17 protein-coding genes are annotated in these 17,578 nt (G+C 64.0%); 15 read left to right on the forward strand and 2 right to left on the reverse strand.

What is annotated here, in order from left to right; all coding sequences use genetic code 11:
- Nucleotides 1-84: 84 nt before the first annotated feature.
- The 15 genes from XALGPE39_RS09605 to XALGPE39_RS09675 all read left to right on the forward strand — a co-directional run bounded on the left by XALGPE39_RS09605 (nucleotide 85) and on the right by XALGPE39_RS09675 (nucleotide 13,393).
- Nucleotides 85-633 carry an HAD hydrolase family protein gene (locus tag XALGPE39_RS09605; RefSeq protein ID WP_045727991.1) on the forward strand — a complete coding sequence of 183 codons (549 nt, stop codon included), beginning with the start codon at nucleotides 85-87 and terminating at the stop codon, nucleotides 631-633.
- Nucleotides 630-1,196, forward strand: a complete 567-nt coding sequence (lptC, locus tag XALGPE39_RS09610) for an LPS export ABC transporter periplasmic protein LptC (protein WP_045727992.1) — start codon at nucleotides 630-632, stop codon at nucleotides 1,194-1,196. Before XALGPE39_RS09605 ends, lptC begins: the two co-directional genes overlap by 4 nt.
- Nucleotides 1,174-1,758: a lipopolysaccharide transport periplasmic protein LptA gene (gene lptA / locus XALGPE39_RS09615; RefSeq protein WP_045727993.1), complete on the forward strand. Its 585-nt coding sequence runs from the start codon at nucleotides 1,174-1,176 to the stop codon at nucleotides 1,756-1,758. Before lptC ends, lptA begins: the two co-directional genes overlap by 23 nt.
- Nucleotides 1,758-2,477: an LPS export ABC transporter ATP-binding protein gene (gene lptB, locus XALGPE39_RS09620; RefSeq protein ID WP_045727994.1), complete on the forward strand. Its 720-nt coding sequence runs from the start codon at nucleotides 1,758-1,760 to the stop codon at nucleotides 2,475-2,477. Before lptA ends, lptB begins: the two co-directional genes overlap by 1 nt.
- A 40-nt stretch (nucleotides 2,478-2,517) precedes the next feature.
- The gene (locus XALGPE39_RS09625; protein WP_045727995.1) at nucleotides 2,518-3,975 is read left to right on the forward strand and encodes an RNA polymerase factor sigma-54; all 1,458 of its coding nucleotides are present in this window, start codon (nucleotides 2,518-2,520) and stop codon (nucleotides 3,973-3,975) included.
- A gap of 45 nt (nucleotides 3,976-4,020) precedes the next feature.
- Nucleotides 4,021-4,338, forward strand: coding sequence for a ribosome-associated translation inhibitor RaiA (raiA, locus tag XALGPE39_RS09630; RefSeq protein ID WP_045727996.1), 318 nt, complete (start codon nucleotides 4,021-4,023; stop codon nucleotides 4,336-4,338).
- A 30-nt stretch (nucleotides 4,339-4,368) separates the two neighbouring features.
- The gene (locus XALGPE39_RS09635) at nucleotides 4,369-4,605 is read left to right on the forward strand and encodes a hypothetical protein (protein ID WP_045727997.1); all 237 of its coding nucleotides are present in this window, start codon (nucleotides 4,369-4,371) and stop codon (nucleotides 4,603-4,605) included.
- Between the two features lie 151 nt (nucleotides 4,606-4,756).
- Nucleotides 4,757-5,707: an HPr(Ser) kinase/phosphatase gene (gene hprK / locus XALGPE39_RS09640; RefSeq protein ID WP_045727998.1), complete on the forward strand. Its 951-nt coding sequence runs from the start codon at nucleotides 4,757-4,759 to the stop codon at nucleotides 5,705-5,707.
- Nucleotides 5,704-6,582, forward strand: coding sequence for an RNase adapter RapZ (rapZ, locus tag XALGPE39_RS09645; protein ID WP_045727999.1), 879 nt, complete (start codon nucleotides 5,704-5,706; stop codon nucleotides 6,580-6,582). Before hprK ends, rapZ begins: the two co-directional genes overlap by 4 nt.
- Before the next feature lie 240 nt (nucleotides 6,583-6,822).
- A complete protein-coding gene (locus XALGPE39_RS09650; protein WP_045728000.1) occupies nucleotides 6,823-7,215 on the forward strand; it encodes a PTS fructose IIA component family protein in 393 nt (130 codons plus the stop codon).
- The gene (locus XALGPE39_RS09655) at nucleotides 7,208-7,477 is read left to right on the forward strand and encodes an HPr family phosphocarrier protein (protein WP_045728001.1); all 270 of its coding nucleotides are present in this window, start codon (nucleotides 7,208-7,210) and stop codon (nucleotides 7,475-7,477) included. Before XALGPE39_RS09650 ends, XALGPE39_RS09655 begins: the two co-directional genes overlap by 8 nt.
- 58 nt (nucleotides 7,478-7,535) lie before the next feature.
- Entirely contained in the window at nucleotides 7,536-9,242 is a 1,707-nt protein-coding gene (gene ptsP / locus XALGPE39_RS09660) for a phosphoenolpyruvate--protein phosphotransferase (protein ID WP_045729108.1), read from the forward strand.
- Nucleotides 9,243-9,581: 339 nt separating this feature from the next.
- Nucleotides 9,582-10,940: a magnesium transporter gene (mgtE, locus tag XALGPE39_RS09665; protein ID WP_045728002.1), complete on the forward strand. Its 1,359-nt coding sequence runs from the start codon at nucleotides 9,582-9,584 to the stop codon at nucleotides 10,938-10,940.
- A 96-nt stretch (nucleotides 10,941-11,036) separates the two neighbouring features.
- A complete protein-coding gene (locus XALGPE39_RS09670) occupies nucleotides 11,037-11,855 on the forward strand; it encodes a prolyl oligopeptidase family serine peptidase (protein WP_045728003.1) in 819 nt (272 codons plus the stop codon).
- Nucleotides 11,856-12,130: 275 nt separating this feature from the next.
- A complete protein-coding gene (locus tag XALGPE39_RS09675) occupies nucleotides 12,131-13,393 on the forward strand; it encodes an arsenic transporter (RefSeq protein ID WP_200893872.1) in 1,263 nt (420 codons plus the stop codon).
- Nucleotides 13,394-13,402: 9 nt separating this feature from the next.
- On the opposite strand, the gene XALGPE39_RS09680 is transcribed toward XALGPE39_RS09675, so the two are convergent.
- Together XALGPE39_RS09680 and XALGPE39_RS09685 are read right to left on the reverse strand one after the other, a co-directional pair.
- Nucleotides 13,403-14,776 carry an amino acid permease gene (locus XALGPE39_RS09680; protein WP_045728004.1) on the reverse strand — a complete coding sequence of 458 codons (1,374 nt, stop codon included), beginning with the start codon at nucleotides 14,774-14,776 and terminating at the stop codon, nucleotides 13,403-13,405.
- Between the two features lie 296 nt (nucleotides 14,777-15,072).
- Nucleotides 15,073-17,295, reverse strand: coding sequence for a methyl-accepting chemotaxis protein (locus XALGPE39_RS09685; RefSeq protein ID WP_045728005.1), 2,223 nt, complete (start codon nucleotides 17,293-17,295; stop codon nucleotides 15,073-15,075).
- Nucleotides 17,296-17,578: the final 283 nt, after the last annotated feature.

A 17,578-nucleotide genomic window follows, 5' to 3' on the forward strand; every position in this document is an offset into this window, starting at 1 on the left:
CCATTTACCTTCCGTCCGGCCACAACCAGGTTCCTTGAGATCCAGCCGCTGGAAACCCGGCCTCCCCGCCCCGATATCGCCCTCATGCCCTACTCCCCGCTGGCCGCCCTCCCCGCCGACCTGATCGATCGCGCCGCGCGCATCCGTCTGGCGTGCTTCGATGTGGATGGCACGCTCACCGACGGCCGCCTGTACTACGACCGCGACGGCAACGAAAGCAAAGCCTTCCACGTGCTGGACGGCCAGGGTCTGGTGCAATTGCGCAAGCACGGGATCGAGGTCGCGCTGATCACCGCACGCCACAGTTTGGCCGCAGAGAAGCGCGGCCAGGAGCTGGGCCTGCGGGTACAGATCGGAGTCCAAAACAAGCGTGCCGGCGTGCAGGCACTGTGCGCAGAACGCGGACTGAGCCTGGAGCAGGTCTGCTTCATGGGCGATGACTTGCCCGACGTGATCGCGCTGCGCGCGGTCGGTCTGGCGGTCGCCCCGGCCAACGCGCATCCGTGGACCGCCGAGCACGCGCACTGGATCACCCGTGCCCGCGGCGGCGAAGGCGCAGCACGCGAACTGTGCGACGTACTACTCGCTGCGCAAGGCCACCTTCCCTCGCTGCTGCAGGAGCATGGCGCATGAACTGGCGCCGCACCCTCGGCAGCATCCTCCTGGTCACTGCGGTCATCAGTGGCTGGTCGGCCTGGAACCAGCGCAGCAGGCCAACCCTGGCCACCACAGCCGAGGCACGTTCTGACTATATCGCCCGCGATTTCGAGATCGTCAGCCTGAACAAGCAAGGCAAGGAAGCGATGACCCTACGCGCACCGGAGATGGAACGCAGCCGTGCCGACCAGACGCTATCGATCGTCACCCCGTTGTTCCTGCTCCCGGACGCCAACGACCAGCATTGGGAAATGCGCAGCAAGACCGGCTGGGTCAGCGCCGACGGCAAGGAACTGCGCCTGCGTGGCGACGTCGCTGGCGACAGCCCCAAAGTCCCCAGCATCCCGCCCACCACCTTCCGCACCCAGAGTCTGGACGTCTTCCCGCAAACCAACAGCGCCCACACCACCGCACCCGTCACCATGGCGCGGCCCGGTATGATGCAAACCGGCGTCGGCCTGGAAGTCGATTTGAAATCCCGGCAGTACAAGCTCCTTTCACAGGTCAAGACCCGTTATGAACCGAATGCTGCCCGCTAAGCTAGCGCTGCTCGCGCTGCTGTTTCCCGCCATCGCGCTGGCCAAGTCGACCGACCGCAATCAGCTAGTAGACGTCAACTCCGACTCCAACAACTGCAATCTGACCGACGACAACGGCAAGTGCCGCTTTTCCGGCCATGTGGTCATTGTGCAGGGAACGCTGGAAGCGCATGCCGATACCGCCGACATCTTCCGCAAGAACGGCCAAATCGATCGCGTGCTGCTCAACGGCAAACAGGCAACGTTCAAGCAGCAAATGGACGATGGCTCCATGGTCAATGGCATCGCCGACACCATCGACTACACCGTCAACAACGACAGCGTGATCCTGACCGGCAACTACAAAATGACCTCGCCGAAAGGCACCAACGCTGGCCAGCGCATGGTCTACAACACCAAGACCGGCGACATGCAGGGCGGCGGCGACGGCACCCGCGTGCATACGGTGATCCAGCCGAAGAACGCCGCGGCGGCCAGCCCGCCGGCGAATGGTGCCAAACCCGCTGCCGCGACCAAACCCGCGACGACACCCACCAAGTCCGCCAAGCAAGGAGGCCAGTGATGCTACTCGCCGAAGGCCTGCGCAAGCGTTACAAGCAGCGTGAAGTGGTGCGCGATTTCGGCCTGACCCTAGACGCGGGCGAAGTGGTCGGCCTGCTCGGCCCCAACGGTGCCGGCAAGACCACCTGTTTCTACATGATCGTCGGCCTGGTCGAGGCCGATGCCGGGCGTATCGTGCTCGACGGCAGCGATATCACCGCGCTGCCGATGTACAAACGCGCCAAACTCGGCGTCGGCTACTTGCCGCAGGAGCCATCGGTGTTCCGCAAGCTCAGCGTCGCCGACAACATCCGCCTAGTACTGGAATTGCGCGAGGATCTCGACGAAGCCGGACAGGAACGCGAACTGCTCTCGCTGCTGGACGAACTGCAGATCGGCCACGTCGCCGAGCAACTCGGTGCCAGCCTGTCCGGTGGCGAACGCCGCCGCTGCGAGATCGCCCGCGCGCTGGCGGCCAAGCCGCGACTGATGCTGCTCGACGAACCTTTTGCCGGCGTCGACCCGATCTCGGTCGGCGAGATCCAACGCATCGTGACCCACCTCAAACAACGTGGCATCGGCGTGCTGATCACCGACCACAACGTGCGCGAAACCCTGGGAATCTGCGACCGGGCCTATATTCTCAACGAAGGCGGCGTGCTGGCGCAGGGAGCACCGGAGGCCCTGCTGGCCAACAGCGACGTGCGCCGCGTGTACCTCGGAGAAACCTTCCGGCTCTGAGCGCGCCTCCTTTTACGCTCTTTCCGCGCTGAGCACACGCATGAAAGCACGGCTGCAGACATCGCTGGGACAGCATCTGGTCATGACGCCGCAGTTGCGCCAGGCGATCAAGCTATTGCAGATGTCCAGCGCCGAGCTGGAGGTGGAAATCGCCGCAGCGGTGGAGAGTAACCCGCTGCTGGAGTGGTCCGAGGACGCCGGCCTCACGTTCGAGCGCAGCGATGGTCGCGAGGCGAGCAGCACCGCTGCCGATCGCGACACCCTCGCTCCTGCCGGCGACGCCCATGACGAAACGTCGCCGGCCGACAGCGGAGAAGACTGGACAGCAACCGACCCGGCCTGGAGTCACGGCAGCGGCGGTGGGTTCGACGACGACGACACGGGCAGCCTCGCCGAACGCGTGGCTGAGCCGGAAACCTTGATCGATCATCTGCTGTGGCAATTGCACCTCTCGCCCCTGTCCGCACGCGACCGCAGTATCGGTGTCGCACTGATCGACGCGCTCGACAGCGACGGCTACCTGCGTGAGCCGCTGGCTGCGATCGCCGACACACTGCGCCCGAACATCATCGCCGACGAGGACGAAATCCTCACCGTGCTGCACCAAATCCAGCGCTTCGACCCGACCGGCATCGCCGCGCGCAGCCTGGAGGAATGCCTGACCCTGCAACTGGACATGCTGCCCAAGGCCACCCCCGGACTGGAACTGGCGCGCACGATCGTCAACGGATCATTGGAAAAACTCCCGCGCAGCGGCATCGCCGGCCTGGCTCACGCGCTCAAACACCCGGTTGCGGACGTGGACACGGCAGTCGCGTTGCTACGCTCGCTGGACCCACGTCCAGGCAAACAGATCGGCGAACTCGGTAGCGATACCTATGTCGTGCCCGACTGTATCGTCTGGCGCCAACGCGGCGTCTGGCACGCGGCCCTGTCCGCACACGCCCAACCCAAGGTCACTATCCATCGCGGCTACGAACGACTGATCCGCCAATGTGGCGAAAGCGACGCCGGCTACCTGCGCGGACAATTGCAGGAAGCGCGCTGGCTGCTCAAGAGCGTGGAGGCCCGTGGCGAGACCCTGCTCAAGGTGACCCGCTGCTTACTGCGACAACAAGCCGGTTTCCTGGAATTCGGCGAACAAGCCCTGCGTCCGCTGACCCTGCGCGAGATCGCCGGCGAACTGGGTCTGCACGAAAGCACCATCTCCCGTGCCATTGCCCGCAAATACGTGCGCACACCGCGTGGCACCATCCCGCTACGTGCCTTTTTCGCCTCCGGTATCGACACCGACAGTGGCGGCGAGGCATCGAGCACCGCCATTCAAGCGATGATCCGGCGTCTGATCGAGGCGGAGAACCCACGCAAGCCGCTTTCTGACGCCAAGCTGGCCGACCTGCTGAAAAATACCGGCGTACCGGTAGCGCGCCGCACCGTGGCGAAGTATCGTGAGGCCATGAACATTCCCGCCTCCCACGAACGCGTGCGTATCGGCTAACGGCGGCAATCGTTCATAGGTGAACCCCGAACCAAGGAGTATCCGATGCGTATCGAGACCTACGGCCACCAGATTGAAGTCACCCCCGCCCTGCGCGAATACGTGGAGACCAAGCTGCAACGGCTGAAGCGACACTACGAAGAAACCATCGAGGTCCGCGCCCAATTGGCGCTGCGCAAGCCCGACCATCACGTCGAAGCCACGATCAACGTCCCCGGCCGCACCCTGCACGCCGACGCCACAGCGCAGACCATGTACGCGGCCATTGACCTGCTCGCCGACAAGCTCGACCGCTTAATCATCAAGCACAAAGAAAAGAAACAGGATCACCATGCGGCCGAGGTACGCGACAATCTCGCCTGACTCTTCGCAGATAGTGCGCCGCCATGCCCTTTGACCGAGCTGATCGCGACCGACGGCACCCAGGCGCTGTCGGTCGCTGGTCGCACCATCTTGTTGCACACCGTCTCCCGCCTGAGCCAGAAAACACGGCATGGCAGCATCACCAGCGCACATGGCATGGCCGTCGCTCACGGCCATGCTCGGCGTCTGGACGCCTCGTGCGGTGGCGGCAATCGATCAATTCCGATGGCTGCCGCGCCGGTCGATCAGAGCTTCGCTTCGCCATGACGGTGCGAACACACGATCCCCAGCAATGGATGGCGAAATCGCAGCACGATCGACCATGCGGCATCGATCATGCCAACCGGACACTCCGCCACGCACCCAATACCACCGCAGCTTATTCGCGGCAGGGTGACGACACCCAGACCAGCACCGCATGAACACCAGCATCGACGCCCGCGAACTGTTCGATCAACAGCGCGACCGGCTCGGCCTGCGCTGGCTGGCTGGCCACAAGGGCGAACACCGCATCCTGGAAGCGGGCAACACAGTCTCCCGACGCCCGTCCCTGGCTGGCTATCTCAACACCATCTATCCCAACAAAGTCCAGATTCTCGGCAGCGAAGAACTGGCATGGCTGGATTCGTTGGACGCACGCCAGCGCTGGGAGACAATCGAGAAAATCGTCGATGTCCGGCCACTGGCGCTGGTCATCACCAAGAACCAGTCGTGCCCGGAAGATCTACGGGCGGCCGCCGACGAGTCCGACACCCCGCTGTGGGTCTCGCCCAAACGTGGCCACGAGTTGCTCAATCACCTCTCCTACCACTTGGCGCGCACGCTGGCGCCACGCATCATCCTGCACGGCGTGTTCATGGAGATCTACTCGATCGGCGTCTTGATCACCGGCGATGCAGGCTCGGGCAAGAGCGAACTGGCGCTGGAATTGCTCAGTCGCGGCCACCGCCTGGTTGCCGACGACGCCCCCGAGTTCACCCAGATCGCCCCGGATGTACTCGACGGCACCTGTCCGGAACTGCTGCAGGACCTGCTGGAAGTGCGCGGGCTGGGCGTGCTGAATGTACGCGACATGTTCGGCGACACGGCTGTCAAGAAGAACAAGTATCTTCGCTTGATCGTGCATCTGACCCGCCCCATGACCGAACCCACCCCCCATGGCTACGAACGCCTCACCGGCGATTCGGGAACCCGCCACGTCCTGGACCTGGACGTGCCGCTGATCACCCTGCCGGTGATGCCAGGCCGCAACCTGGCGGTGCTGACCGAAGCCGCCACGCGCCTGCACATCCTGCGCACCAAGGGTATCGACCCCGCAGCGATGTTCATCGCCCGCCATAGCAATATGCTGGAGCGACGCGGCCCATGAATACCATGGCGAACACCTCTACCCTGGTGGTCGTCAGCGGCCTGTCCGGCTCCGGCAAATCGGTGGCACTGAAAACCTTCGAGGACCTGGACTACTACTGCGTGGACAACCTGCCGGTGGAATTGCTGCCGGCTTTCGTCAAGAGTCTGGTGCGCGAGGATGGCGGCCCCAGCAAGCTCGCTGTCGGTATCGATGTGCGCAACCGCCACAGCGACCTCACCCAATTTCCGCGCTGGCGCGAAGTGGTGGCGCAGTTCGGCCTGGACGCACGGCTGTTGTTTTTCGACGCCAACGACGACGCGCTGATCAAGCGCTATGCCGATACGCGTCGGCGCCATCCGCTCTCGCACCAGGGCCTGTCGCTGCCGGAAGCGATCGAGCGCGAGCGCGGGCTGACCATGCCGTTGCGCCACGAAGCCGATGCGGTGATCGACACCAGCACGCTCAACGTCCATCAGCTACGCAGGCGCGTGACCACCGAATTCGCGCTTGCCGCCGAAAACACTCTCTCGTTGCTGTTCGAATCCTTTGCCTACAAGCGCGGTGTGCCGGTCGAGGCCGACTTCGTCTTCGACGCGCGCATGCTGCCCAATCCGCACTGGGATCCGGAACTGCGCCCGCTGGGTGGCCGCGACGGCGCGGTGCGCGACTACCTGGACGCCCAGCCGGAAGTGCAGCGCTATACCGCACAGTTGATCGACTTCCTCGACACCTGGCTACCACGGCTACGTAACGACACCCGCAGCTACGTCACCATCGCCTTCGGCTGCACCGGTGGCAAGCACCGCTCGGTGTACCTGGCCGAACGCATGGCCCGACACGCCCGCGAGCAGGGCTGGCAGGAAGTGGCGACCTTTCATCGCGAACAGGATTGAATGCAGCAACGCCGCGCTGTCCGCGCCCACCGGACAGCGACTGGCGACGTTTTGTTGACCACTCTGACCGCGAGCGCGCGCATCGCGTTTGCAGCATCGCCACCACTTGATTGAGGCAATGACCAGACCATGTCGGCCACCAAGCAGGCACACATCGCAACCATTCTTCGAATCAGCAGCACCCATGTGGGCGTCAAACGCCCATTCCCTGCCCCCTGCCCGACCTGTTAACGTTGACCCATGGCCTGCGGCATTCTCCTCATCACTCATCCTGGCATCGGCGCGGCGCTGTTGAGCGTGGCGACCGGACTGTTGCAGCAATTGCCGCTGAAGACCGAAGCCTTCGAAGTCCCATTGGATGCCGACCTCGACGCACTGTTACCGAAGGCATCGGCAGCGCTACGCCGGGTCGACGATGGCGATGGCGTGCTGGTGCTCACCGACTTATACGGTGCCAGCCCAAGCAATCTGGCGATACGCTTGGCGCGGCTGGGCACCCCGGTACGACGCGTCTCCGCACTCAGTCTGCCGATGCTGCTGCGGATCATGAACTATCCCGAACAGAACCTGGAGCAACTGCCGGCGACCGCTGCCGCTGGCTCCCGCAATGGCGTGGTGATCGACGATGCTTGAAAGCGAACTCCTGGTCTCCAACCGCTTGGGCCTGCATGCCCGGGCAACCGCCAAACTGGTGCAGATGCTATCGTCGTTCCGCTGCAACGCCACGCTGGCGGCCAAAGGACGCGAAGTCAACGCCAAAAGCATCATGGGGGTGATGCTGCTGGCTGCTGCACAAGGCACTGCGGTGACGGTGCGGGTGGACGGCGTCGATGAAGCCGAGGCGCTCCAGGCCACGATCGACCTGTTCGCGCGGCGCTTCGACGAGGATAGCTGAGCATGCGCTGCAGGCGGCGGCAGATCACAAAGCGGTGCCGCCGCAATGGGCGCGCGTGGTGAGCGTGCGTATCGCCGGTCACGGCGCGTCACGCGGCAATGCCTTGGGCCGCGCACGGGTACGCCTGCCGCACGCACTGGATGTGGCCGAACAGCGTATCAGCGCGGCGCAAATTCCCGACGAACTCCAGCGCCTGCATGGTGCCGTGGATGCGGCACGCGCAGAAATGCACGGACTGCGCCTGCGCCTGCATGGCGCGCTCGCCAAGGAAGTCGGCGAATTCCTCGACCTGCACGCGTTATTGCTCGACGATCCCGAACTGCTGTTCGGTCTGGACGAGCTGATCCGCACCGGCCGCTACAGCGCCGACTATGCACTGCGCTTGCAACGCGACCGCCTGGCGACCGTGTTCGACAACATGGAAGACGCCTATCTGAAAAGCCGCATGGACGATCTGGACCATGTGATTGGGCGAATCCATGCGTTCTTGCACAAGCGCCAGCCGGACAACGAAGGCCTGGCCGGCGAGATCCTGGTCTGTGAAAACGTGGCCCCGTCGGAACTGGCGCAGTTGCAGACGCAAGGTGTGGTCGGCATCGTCACCAGTGCCGGCAGCACCCTGTCGCACAGCGCGATTCTGGCGCGCAGCCTGCACCTGCCCCTGGTGGTGGGCGTCGCCGATGCACTACAGAAAATCAACGACGGCGACGTGCTGATCATCGATGGCACCCAGGGCGCGGTGCTACTGGATCCGACTCCGCAGGACCTGCAAAACTACCGAGTGCGTGTGCGCGAGCAGGCGAAGTTGCAGCGCGGCCTGGGCAAGCTGCGCTCCAAGCCAAGCCGCACCCGCGACGGCGTGGACATTACGCTGCTGGCCAACGCCGAATCGCGCGAGGACGTGGCCCGCGCGCATGCGCTCGGCGTCGACGGCCTGGGCCTGTATCGCACCGAGTTCTTGTTCCTGCAACGCGAAGCGCTGCCGGACGAGGAAGAGCAGTTCCACACTTACCGCGATGCGGTGCTGGGCATGAGCGGACGACCGGTGACGATTCGCACCCTGGATCTGGGCGCGGACAAGGCCGACCGCACCGGCCTGACCCTGAGCAACGAACAGAACCCGGCGTTGGGGCTGCGCGGCGTGCGCCTGTCGCTGGCCAGACCCAGGATATCCAACACCCAGTTGCGCGCGATCCTGCGCGCCTCCGCCTACGGGCCGATGCGCGTACTGCTGCCGATGATCGGCGCGCGCGAGGAAATCATGGCGATGCGCCGGCACCTCAAGCGCATCGCCACGCAGTTGCGCCGTGAAGGCCACGCGATTGCCGAACATGTCCAACTCGGCGCGATGATCGAGGTGCCCGCGGCGGCGATTGCGCTGGACAGCTTCATCGACGCCGTGGACTTCCTGTCGATCGGCACCAACGATCTGGTGCAGTATCTCCTGGCCGCCGACCGCAACAACGAGGCACTGGGCGAACTGTACTCGCCACTGCATCCGGCGGTCCTGCGGCTGATCGCGCAGGTCATCGCCACCGGCCAGGCCCACGCCAAGCCGGTGGCCGTATGCGGCGAAATTGCCGGCGACCCGGCTCTGACCTCAATGCTGCTGGCGTTGGGACTGCGCGAGTTCAGCCTGCATCCGGCGACGCTGCTGGAAGTGCGTCGGGTGATCCGCGACAGCGACCTGGCAACGCTGCGCGCCCGTGCAGCGAAACTGCTGGCCGCCCGGGATCGGCGTGGCATCGAGCGCTGGTTGGGCTGAGCCGTTCGCGACACCTACACACTGCGCTAGCCAGATGCGCTCGCGCTATCGCACAACAGTGCGACTGTATTTCGCGCACTGCATTTGGATGTCGCCACGAACGCCTGCCGACATCCACGTTTTGTTGTCCAAGTCTCACCAGTCCTTTGCTCGCAACGCAATGGCGCTGAGCGTGTGCTTGCAGCAGAGCGCTGACGCGCACGCGCGAAAATCCCGAACCACCCGCTGCTGCGACCACTGACGCCGCGCATCAACGCACGATGCAGGCGATAATGTCGACATGAACACCTGACCGCCCGCGCTGCTTCGGCGCGCGACCACGACCAGAGGGAGCAGCGCATGGCCGATGCCGTCCGCCACGAGAAGACCGCGCGACAACTGCGCCTGCTCAGCGATGCGTTGGACAGCCGGCGCCTGGGCCCGGTACGCCGGCTGGTCAATACGCTGACGCCAGCGGAGATCGGCAATCTGCTGGAATCGCTGCCGCCGGGCAAACGCGAGGTGGTGTGGGGTCTGGTCGATCCGGAAGACGATGGCGAGGTGTTGCTGCACGTCGGTGAGGAAGTCCGCGAGAACCTGCTCGCACACATGGACCCGGACGAAATCGTCGCCGCGGTCGAAGATCTCGACATCGACGACCTGGCCAATCTGGTCGAGGATCTGCCAGACACCGTCATCGACGAAGTACTCAAGTCGATGGATCGCGAGAACCGCGAGCGGCTGGAGCAGGTGCTGTCCTATCCCGAGAACAGCGCCGGCCGCCTGATGAATCCGGACGTGGTGACGGTGCGCGCCGACGTCAACCTGGACATGGTGCTGCGCTACCTGCGCCTGCGCGGCGAACTGCCCGACCACACCGACCATTTATTCGTGGTGAGCCGCCGTCACCAATACCTGGGACGGGTATCGCTGGCGGCATTGGTCACCCACGAGGACTCCACCCCGATCAACCGGCTGATCGACGACGAGCAACCGGCCATCGACGTCAACGCAAGCGCCGACGAAGTCGCACGGCGGTTCTCCGACCACGACTGGATCTCCGCACCGGTCGTGGACGACAACAACATCCTGCTCGGTCGCATCACCATCGACGACGTGGTCGACATCATCCGCGACCAGGCCGAGCACCAGGCAATGAGCGCCGCCGGCCTGGACGAAGACGAGGATCTGTTCAGCCCGGTACGACGCGCGTTCCGGCGGCGCTTGCTGTGGCTGACCATCAATCTCGGCACCGCATTCATCGCCTCCAGCGTGGTCAGCCAATTCGAGCACACCATCGCCAAACTAGTGGCGCTGGCCGCATTGATGCCGATCGTGGCCGGGATGGGCGGCAATGCCGGCACCCAAGTGCTGGCACTGATGGTGCGCGGCCTGGCGTTGGGCCAGATCGGCGCGTCCAACGTGATCGTGCTGCTGCGCAAGGAACTCTCGGTGGCACTGATCAACGGCTTGGCACTGGGCATCGGCCTGGGCCTGATCGTGCTGGTGTGGTTAGGACAACCGCTGCTGTCGCTGGTGATCGGCTCGGCGCTGACCATCAACCTGCTCACCGCCGCGCTCGGCGGCGTCCTGGTGCCGTTGACGCTCAAACGCCTGGGGTTCGATCCGGCGCTAGCCGGTGGCGTCATCCTGACCACACTGACCGACGTGATGGGATTTCTCAGCTTCCTCGGTCTGGCCACCCTGATGCTGTTATAAGTCACGCCTGACTGGCGCATGTCCGTCGGGTGCAGGTGGATTGTCGTTGGGATGCCAGGGCCACGATACTGCGAACCTACGACCCGAGATCCCATCATGTCCGTGCGTGCGCTGCTGCTTGTGCTGTGTCTCTCGATGGTGGGATGCAGCAGCTTGCCCAGCGATCCGGCCACCGGCCATTTCGTCAGCCGCCAGCTCAACCTCGATGGGCGCGTGTACCGTTACCAAGTGTTCGTACCAGCGCCGGCGTATCGCCAAGGATTGATGCCCATCGTGTTGTTCCTGCATGGCTCGGGCGAGCGCGGCAACAATAACCTCGATCAGGTCGACACCGGCCTGGGGCCGTATCTGCGCCGCCATCTGGGCGATTTCCCTGCATTGGTGGTGCTGCCGCAAGTGCCCGACGGCGAAGAGTGGAACGGCATCAATGCGACCATGGCGCTGCAAGCGTTGGACGAGGCCAGCGCGGAATTCAACGGCGACCCGCAACGCACTTACCTGACCGGGATGTCGATGGGCGGTTACGGCACCTGGGAGATCGCGCTGCAGCAGCCACAGCGTTTCGCCGCATTGGTGCCGATCTGCGGAGCGATTCTGTCCCCGCACGAAGATCGCGAATATCTGGTGGTCACACCGGTGGCCTATCTATCCGACCCCTACACGGCCCTGGCGCAACGCCTGCAGCACATCCCGGTGTGGATCTTCCACGGCGCTCAGGACGATCTGGTGCTGCCGCACGACGACCGCAAGATTTTTCGCGCGTTCAATAACCTCAACGCCGACGTGCACTACACCGAATACCCACACGGCAATCACAACGCGTGGGATGCCACCTATCGCGATCCGAAGATGTGGCAGTGGCTGTTCGCGCAAAAACGCCTCGACACCGGCACAAAGAGCGCAACCGACGACTGAGCCGCACCACATCGGCAACCATGCAAACGCCGCGATGCGATGCAATGGCGCATGCACTGGCTCTCTCGATGCACGCAACCTCGGCACTTCCAGTAGCGCTTGCTCCAAGCCCCACCCCGACCACTGCTATCCTTACCTTCCCCATTGCTGCCTGCATCGACCACACTCATGCCTGCCGCCAGTGACACCACACTTCCCCGCTTCGCCTGTGCCATCGTACAGCCGACCCACGCCGTCGTGCGCGTGCTGCATCCGGCGGCAGCGGCATGATGCACATGCTCGACACGCACACCGCTCATCTGGTCACCTGGGGCATCTGCGCACTGGCCACTGCCGCAGTGATCGTGCGGCCGTTCAAATTACCCGAGGCGTGCTGGGCGGTCGGTGGCGCGCTATTGCTGATGGCGCTGGGGCTGATGCCAGGCGGTGAAGCGTGGCGGGCGGTGCTCAAAGGTATGGACGTGTATCTGTTCCTGATCGGCATGATGCTGCTGTCGGAAACCGCACGCGCCGAAGGCCTGTTCGACTGGGTCGCCATGCACGCAGTGAACCTGGCCGGTGGCTCGACTCCACGCCTGTTCACGCTTGTATTCGGCGTCGGCATCGTCGTCACCGCATTTTTGTCCAACGATGCCACTGCGGTCGTACTGACCCCGGCGGTGTACGCCGCCGCCCGCAAGGCCGGAGCCAAGCCTCTGCCGCTGCTGTTCGCCTGCGCGCTGATCGCCAACGCGGGCAGCTTCGTGTTGCCGATCTCCAACCCCGCCAATCTGGTGATGTACGGCGGACAGATGCCGACCCTGGGCGCCTGGATGTCCGCATTCGCGCTGCCATCGGTGCTGGCAATCGGCGTGACCTTCTGCATGCTGCGCTGGGCCGAACGCAAGGACCTGACCGGGCGCTGCGCCGAGCGCGTGGACACCGTGCCATTGACCCGTGGCGGCACGTTCGCACTGATCGGCATTCTCGCCACCGCCGCACTACTGGTGGGCGTCTCCGCGCTGGGCCTGGACCTGGGGCTGCCCACCTGTCTGGCCGGCCTGGCCACACTGGGCGTGGTCTGCCTGGGCGGGCGGCAGTCACCGCTGCCGATGGTGCGGGCGGTGTCGTGGTCGGTGTTGCCACTGGTCGCGGGCCTGTTCGTCCTGGTCGAAGCGCTATCGCGCACCGGCGTGATCGGCATGCTCGCACAGCACCTGAGCGCCGCCGCCGCGCACGCGCCGCAGGCCACCGCCGGCATCGCCGGAACCTTGCTGGCATTCGGCTCCAACCTGATGAACAACCTGCCTGCCGGGCTGATTGCCAGCACCACCGTGGCCCAGGCGCAGCCGCCGCAACTGGTGGTGGATGCGCTGCTGATCGGTGTGGATCTTGGCCCGAACCTGTCGATCACCGGCTCGCTGGCGACCATCCTGTGGCTGACCGCGATCCGTCGCGAGGGCGAGAACGTCGGCTTCTGGCGCTTTCTCAAAGTCGGCGTACTGGTGATGCCGCCAGCACTGCTATGCGCGCTGGGTGCGCGCTTGCTCCTAAGCTGAGCCGCCGTCCTAACGGGCGCGCCACCGCCGCGCCACACCACTGACCAAGGCAATCGCCGCGGTCATTGCCGCAATCGATAGAAATTGTCCACGCGTGTCCGGCGACGCCACCAACAGAGCGAAAATCAGCGCCAGAATCACCAACCCCAGCACGCTCAGCAGCGGATAACCGCGCATGCGGAAAGGCAAGCGCGTACCACGACGGTCGGCACGCGCGCGCAAAATCAACTGCGACACCAGCGAAATCGTCCACACCAGCAGGCAAGTCGCACCGACGATGTTGAGCAGCACCGGCAATACGCGGTTGGGATACAGCAGCTCCAGCAGCGCAGCGACGAACCCGAACGACACACTGACCAGCACCGCCAGCCACGGCACCTGCTGGCGGCTGGCGAGCGCCAGCAGACGCGGTGCCTCACCGCGTTGAGCCAGCGAAAAGATCATCCGCGATGCGCCGTACAGATTGGCATTGAGCGCCGACAACAACGCGATCACCGCGATCAAGGTCATGCCGGTCGCCGCGCCGGGAATCCTGGCCACCTGCAGCACTGCGGCGAATGGCGATGCCAGCGCCGCGCTCTGCCAAGGCACCACCGCGACGATGACGCTCAGCGAGCCGATGTAAAACACCAGGATCCGCCAAGCCACGGTGCGGATCGCCCGCGCGATACTGCGCTCCGGGTCAGCGGTCTCGGCCGCCGCCACCGCCACGATCTCGGTGCCACCGAAGGCGAACACCACGACCAACAGCGCCGCCGCGATACCGGCGATGCCCCTGGGCGCAAACCCGCCGTTACCAGTGATATTGGACAAACCCGGCGCGACCACTCCCGGCAACCAACCAGCCAACAACGCCACGCCGAGCAAAATGAAGGCCAGGATCGCCGCCACCTTGAGGATGGCAAACCAGAACTCGCACTCGCCGAAGTTGCGCACACCCAACAAATTGATCGCGGTGAGCACGATCATGAACCCGAGTGCGACCAGCGGGACCGACACTGGGCAGAGCGTCGCCAGCAAGCCAGCCGCGCCCACCACCTCGGCGGCAATCACGATCACCAACTGCAGCCACCACAACCACCCCACGGTTGCACCGATGGTCGGGCCCATCGCGTCGGCGGCATATACCGAGAACGCGCCACTGGACGGATTGGCTGCGGCCATTTCGCCGAGCGCATTCATCACGATGATCACCAGGGCACCGGCGAGCAGATAGGAGATCAGCACCGCCGGTCCGGCCAGATGCACGCCAACGCCGGAGCCGAGGAACAGACCGGCACCGATCGCGCCGCCCAATCCCATCATGATCAATTGCCGCGGCCTCAACGCATGGCGCAGGGGCACGGTGGTGGCAGGACGGACAGGCGTGGATGGAGGCGGCATCGTGCAATCGGAAGGCCAAACCATGACACGATACAACGTCGCCGGGGCAACGTGCGAGCTGCGGCCTAGAATGCAGGGCGAATCGGAGAACTGCACTGGCAAACGCACCTTGCGTTGTCAGCCACGCGGCGAGGCCCGCAAAGCAAACGGCGCTGTCATGCCGATTGCAGAGGCGGCCAACCACGCACGGCACGGGCAGCTACCGCCGCGCCGCCGCAGGCACAGCGCATGAGAAATCCGTTACAACCTGCTGGATGGCGCCGCGCAGCAGCGCCATCGTTGCACACGGGCGCGGCTTAGAACTCCTGCCAACCCTTTTCCAGCGCTACCGCCGCAACCGGCCGCTCGCGTCGCGTGGCAGCCACGACCGGCTTGACCACGGACGTCACCGTCGCCTTGCTCTGACGCGGCGGCATCGCCGCAGAGGCATCGAGCTTGAACAACGCCACCGCCTGGCTCAACTCCAGCGCCTGCTGCTCCATCGAACGCGCCGCCGCCGTGGCTTCTTCCACCAGCGCCGCGTTCTGCTGCGTGCTCTCGTCCATCTGCGTCACCGTCTGGTTGACCTGCTCGATGCCCGCTGACTGCTCCTGCGAAGCCGCAGAAATCTCACCCATGATGTCGGTCACGTGCTGCACCGAGGACACGATCTCCTGCATCGTCTTGCCCGCCTGATCCACCAACTGCGAACCTTCCGCCACGCGAGTCACCGAGTCGTCGATCAACCCCTTGATCTCCTTGGCCGCATTCGCCGAACGCTGCGCCAACGTCCGCACTTCGCTCGCCACCACCGCAAATCCACGTCCCTGCTCGCCGGCGCGCGCCGCTTCCACCGCCGCGTTGAGCGCCAGAATATTGGTCTGGAATGCGATGCCATCGATCACGCTGATGATGTCGGCAATCTTCTTCGAGGCCGCCTCGATACCACTCATCGTCTGCACCACTTGACCGACCACCGCACCGCCTTGCGAGGCCACCGACGCGGCGCCGGCAGCAAGTTGGTTGGCTTGGCGTGCATTCTCCGCGTTCTGCTTCACCGTGGAGGTCAGCTCTTCCATCGAAGCGGCCGTTTCCTCCAGGCTCGCCGCCTGCTGCTCGGTCCGTTGCGACAAGTCATCGTTACCCGTGGCGATTTCACTGGCGGCGGCGTTGATCGAACCGGCCGACTGCTTGATTCGCCCGACGATACTGGCCAGTTGCTCGGCCGTGGCATTGGCATCGTCGCGCATTTGCGCGAACACACCGTGGAACTCGCCATGCATGCGCGCGGTCAGATCGCCCGCCGCAATCGCCTGCAGCAGCGTCGACAAGGACTGTAGATTGCCATCGGCCGTGGACATCAGTTGATTGAGGCTCTCCACCATCAACCGGAAGTCGTACTGGAAGCGCTCGGCATCCCCGCGCGCGGCGAAGTCGCCATGCGCCGCCGAGTGCGCCAATTGCTTGATCTGCCCGTTCATCGCTGACAGGTTCGCCTTCACCTCGTCCATGGTCTTGCTCAATACCGCTTCCTCGCCGGGCAGGCGATCCATGTCCTGACTCAGATCGCCAATCGCATAGCGCCCCATGATCTGCGCCAGCTTGGTCTTGACCGCCAGGTGCGAGGACACCAGTGCATTGGTTTCCGCCGCCATCCGCCCATAATCGCCGGGGAACGTCTGCGCATCGATACGATGACTGACCTCACCGGCATCGTGGCGCTTGGCCATCTCCAACTGTGCGCCGATCAGGCTGCGCAACTGCCGCTGCATCCCATCCATCGCGATCAACAGCCGGCCGGTCTCGTCCTTGGCGTCGGTGCGCACGTCGTTATCCAGATTGCCCGCCGCAATCGCCTCGGCAGCGCGGGTCGCACGATTCAGCGGCATGGTCAGACTGCGCGTGATCAACCAGGCCAATAAACTGCTGACCAGGACCACGAGAACGCCACCGGCAATGAGCAAATTGCGCCCACGCCCCATCGCCGCTCTCGCCTCGGCATAGGCATCGCTACTGCGTTTGGCCTGCAAATCCGCATAGACAGCAATGGCATCTTGCCACTTCTGCACCACCGGAACGGACTTGCTCATCATCAAATCCAGCGCCTCTTGTGCCTTGTCATGCATACCAAGGTCGATGACGCGGTTATTGATCTCGACTGAACTCGCCCGCATGCGGTCGACCTCATCCAACGTGGCAAGGCTTTGCGCGTCACTTGGAATCTCATCCAACCGCTTGCGCGCTGCGAGATAGCGCCCGCGCTGCTGAGCGATCACCTTGGAGAAACGGATGTTGTCCTCCTGAGAGGTCGGCAACACGATGTTGCGCAGATTGATGGCGACGGCCGAACTCGAGTCGAGCATGTCGTTGGATGCGCGTATTGCGGCAATGTTGTAATTGACAATCCCGTCCAACCGTCCGCGCGCCTGAACGAGGGTGACAAGCCCAGCAACGACGAGCGAGCAGGAAAGCAGGATAAGCAAGCCGAACGCCGTGGAGAGTCGAGCACCGACGTTGTAGCGCTGAAGGAAAGCGATCATGAGGAACGACTCCGTGATAAGGAGAGAAACAAAATGCAACGCCCGGCAGGCACATGACACTCCAGCGCTGTAGTGAGCTACATCGATATGGGCAAGCAAGCGTAATGAACCTAAAAATTCTTAGATTCAGCAACTACAGCCCCTTCAACGCAGTGCTTGGGCGGTATAACGGCGACCATCAGGAAAACTTAATAGGCATGGGCGTCGACCCTCAAATTAATTCATGTAAATAAATGCATAATTTATGGAATCCAAGAATCCGACCCGAATCGGTTGATCTGCA

Origin of the sequence: Xanthomonas sp. GPE 39, assembly GCF_000963005.1 — a bacterium.
Lineage (GTDB): Bacteria > Pseudomonadota > Gammaproteobacteria > Xanthomonadales > Xanthomonadaceae > Xanthomonas_A.

Bases quoted from the DNA above. Each gene is read 5' to 3' on its own strand.
- XALGPE39_RS09680 (WP_045728004.1), bottom strand. From the start codon at position 14,776: ATGCCGCCTCCATCCACGCCTGTCCGTCCTGCCACCACCGTGCCCCTG.
- XALGPE39_RS09670 (WP_045728003.1), top strand. From the start codon at position 11,037: ATGTCCGTGCGTGCGCTGCTGCTTGTGCTGTGTCTCTCGATGGTGGGA.
- mgtE (WP_045728002.1), top strand. From the start codon at position 9,582: ATGGCCGATGCCGTCCGCCACGAGAAGACCGCGCGACAACTGCGCCTG.
- rapZ (WP_045727999.1), top strand. From the start codon at position 5,704: ATGAATACCATGGCGAACACCTCTACCCTGGTGGTCGTCAGCGGCCTG.
- XALGPE39_RS09655 (WP_045728001.1), top strand. From the start codon at position 7,208: ATGCTTGAAAGCGAACTCCTGGTCTCCAACCGCTTGGGCCTGCATGCC.
- XALGPE39_RS09625 (WP_045727995.1), top strand. From the start codon at position 2,518: ATGAAAGCACGGCTGCAGACATCGCTGGGACAGCATCTGGTCATGACG.
- lptA (WP_045727993.1), top strand. From the start codon at position 1,174: ATGAACCGAATGCTGCCCGCTAAGCTAGCGCTGCTCGCGCTGCTGTTT.
- lptB (WP_045727994.1), top strand. From the start codon at position 1,758: ATGCTACTCGCCGAAGGCCTGCGCAAGCGTTACAAGCAGCGTGAAGTG.
- hprK (WP_045727998.1), top strand. From the start codon at position 4,757: ATGAACACCAGCATCGACGCCCGCGAACTGTTCGATCAACAGCGCGAC.
- XALGPE39_RS09675 (WP_200893872.1), top strand. From the start codon at position 12,131: ATGCTCGACACGCACACCGCTCATCTGGTCACCTGGGGCATCTGCGCA.
- lptC (WP_045727992.1), top strand. From the start codon at position 630: ATGAACTGGCGCCGCACCCTCGGCAGCATCCTCCTGGTCACTGCGGTC.
- XALGPE39_RS09605 (WP_045727991.1), top strand. From the start codon at position 85: ATGCCCTACTCCCCGCTGGCCGCCCTCCCCGCCGACCTGATCGATCGC.
- XALGPE39_RS09650 (WP_045728000.1), top strand. From the start codon at position 6,823: ATGGCCTGCGGCATTCTCCTCATCACTCATCCTGGCATCGGCGCGGCG.
- XALGPE39_RS09685 (WP_045728005.1), bottom strand. From the start codon at position 17,295: ATGATCGCTTTCCTTCAGCGCTACAACGTCGGTGCTCGACTCTCCACG.
- raiA (WP_045727996.1), top strand. From the start codon at position 4,021: ATGCGTATCGAGACCTACGGCCACCAGATTGAAGTCACCCCCGCCCTG.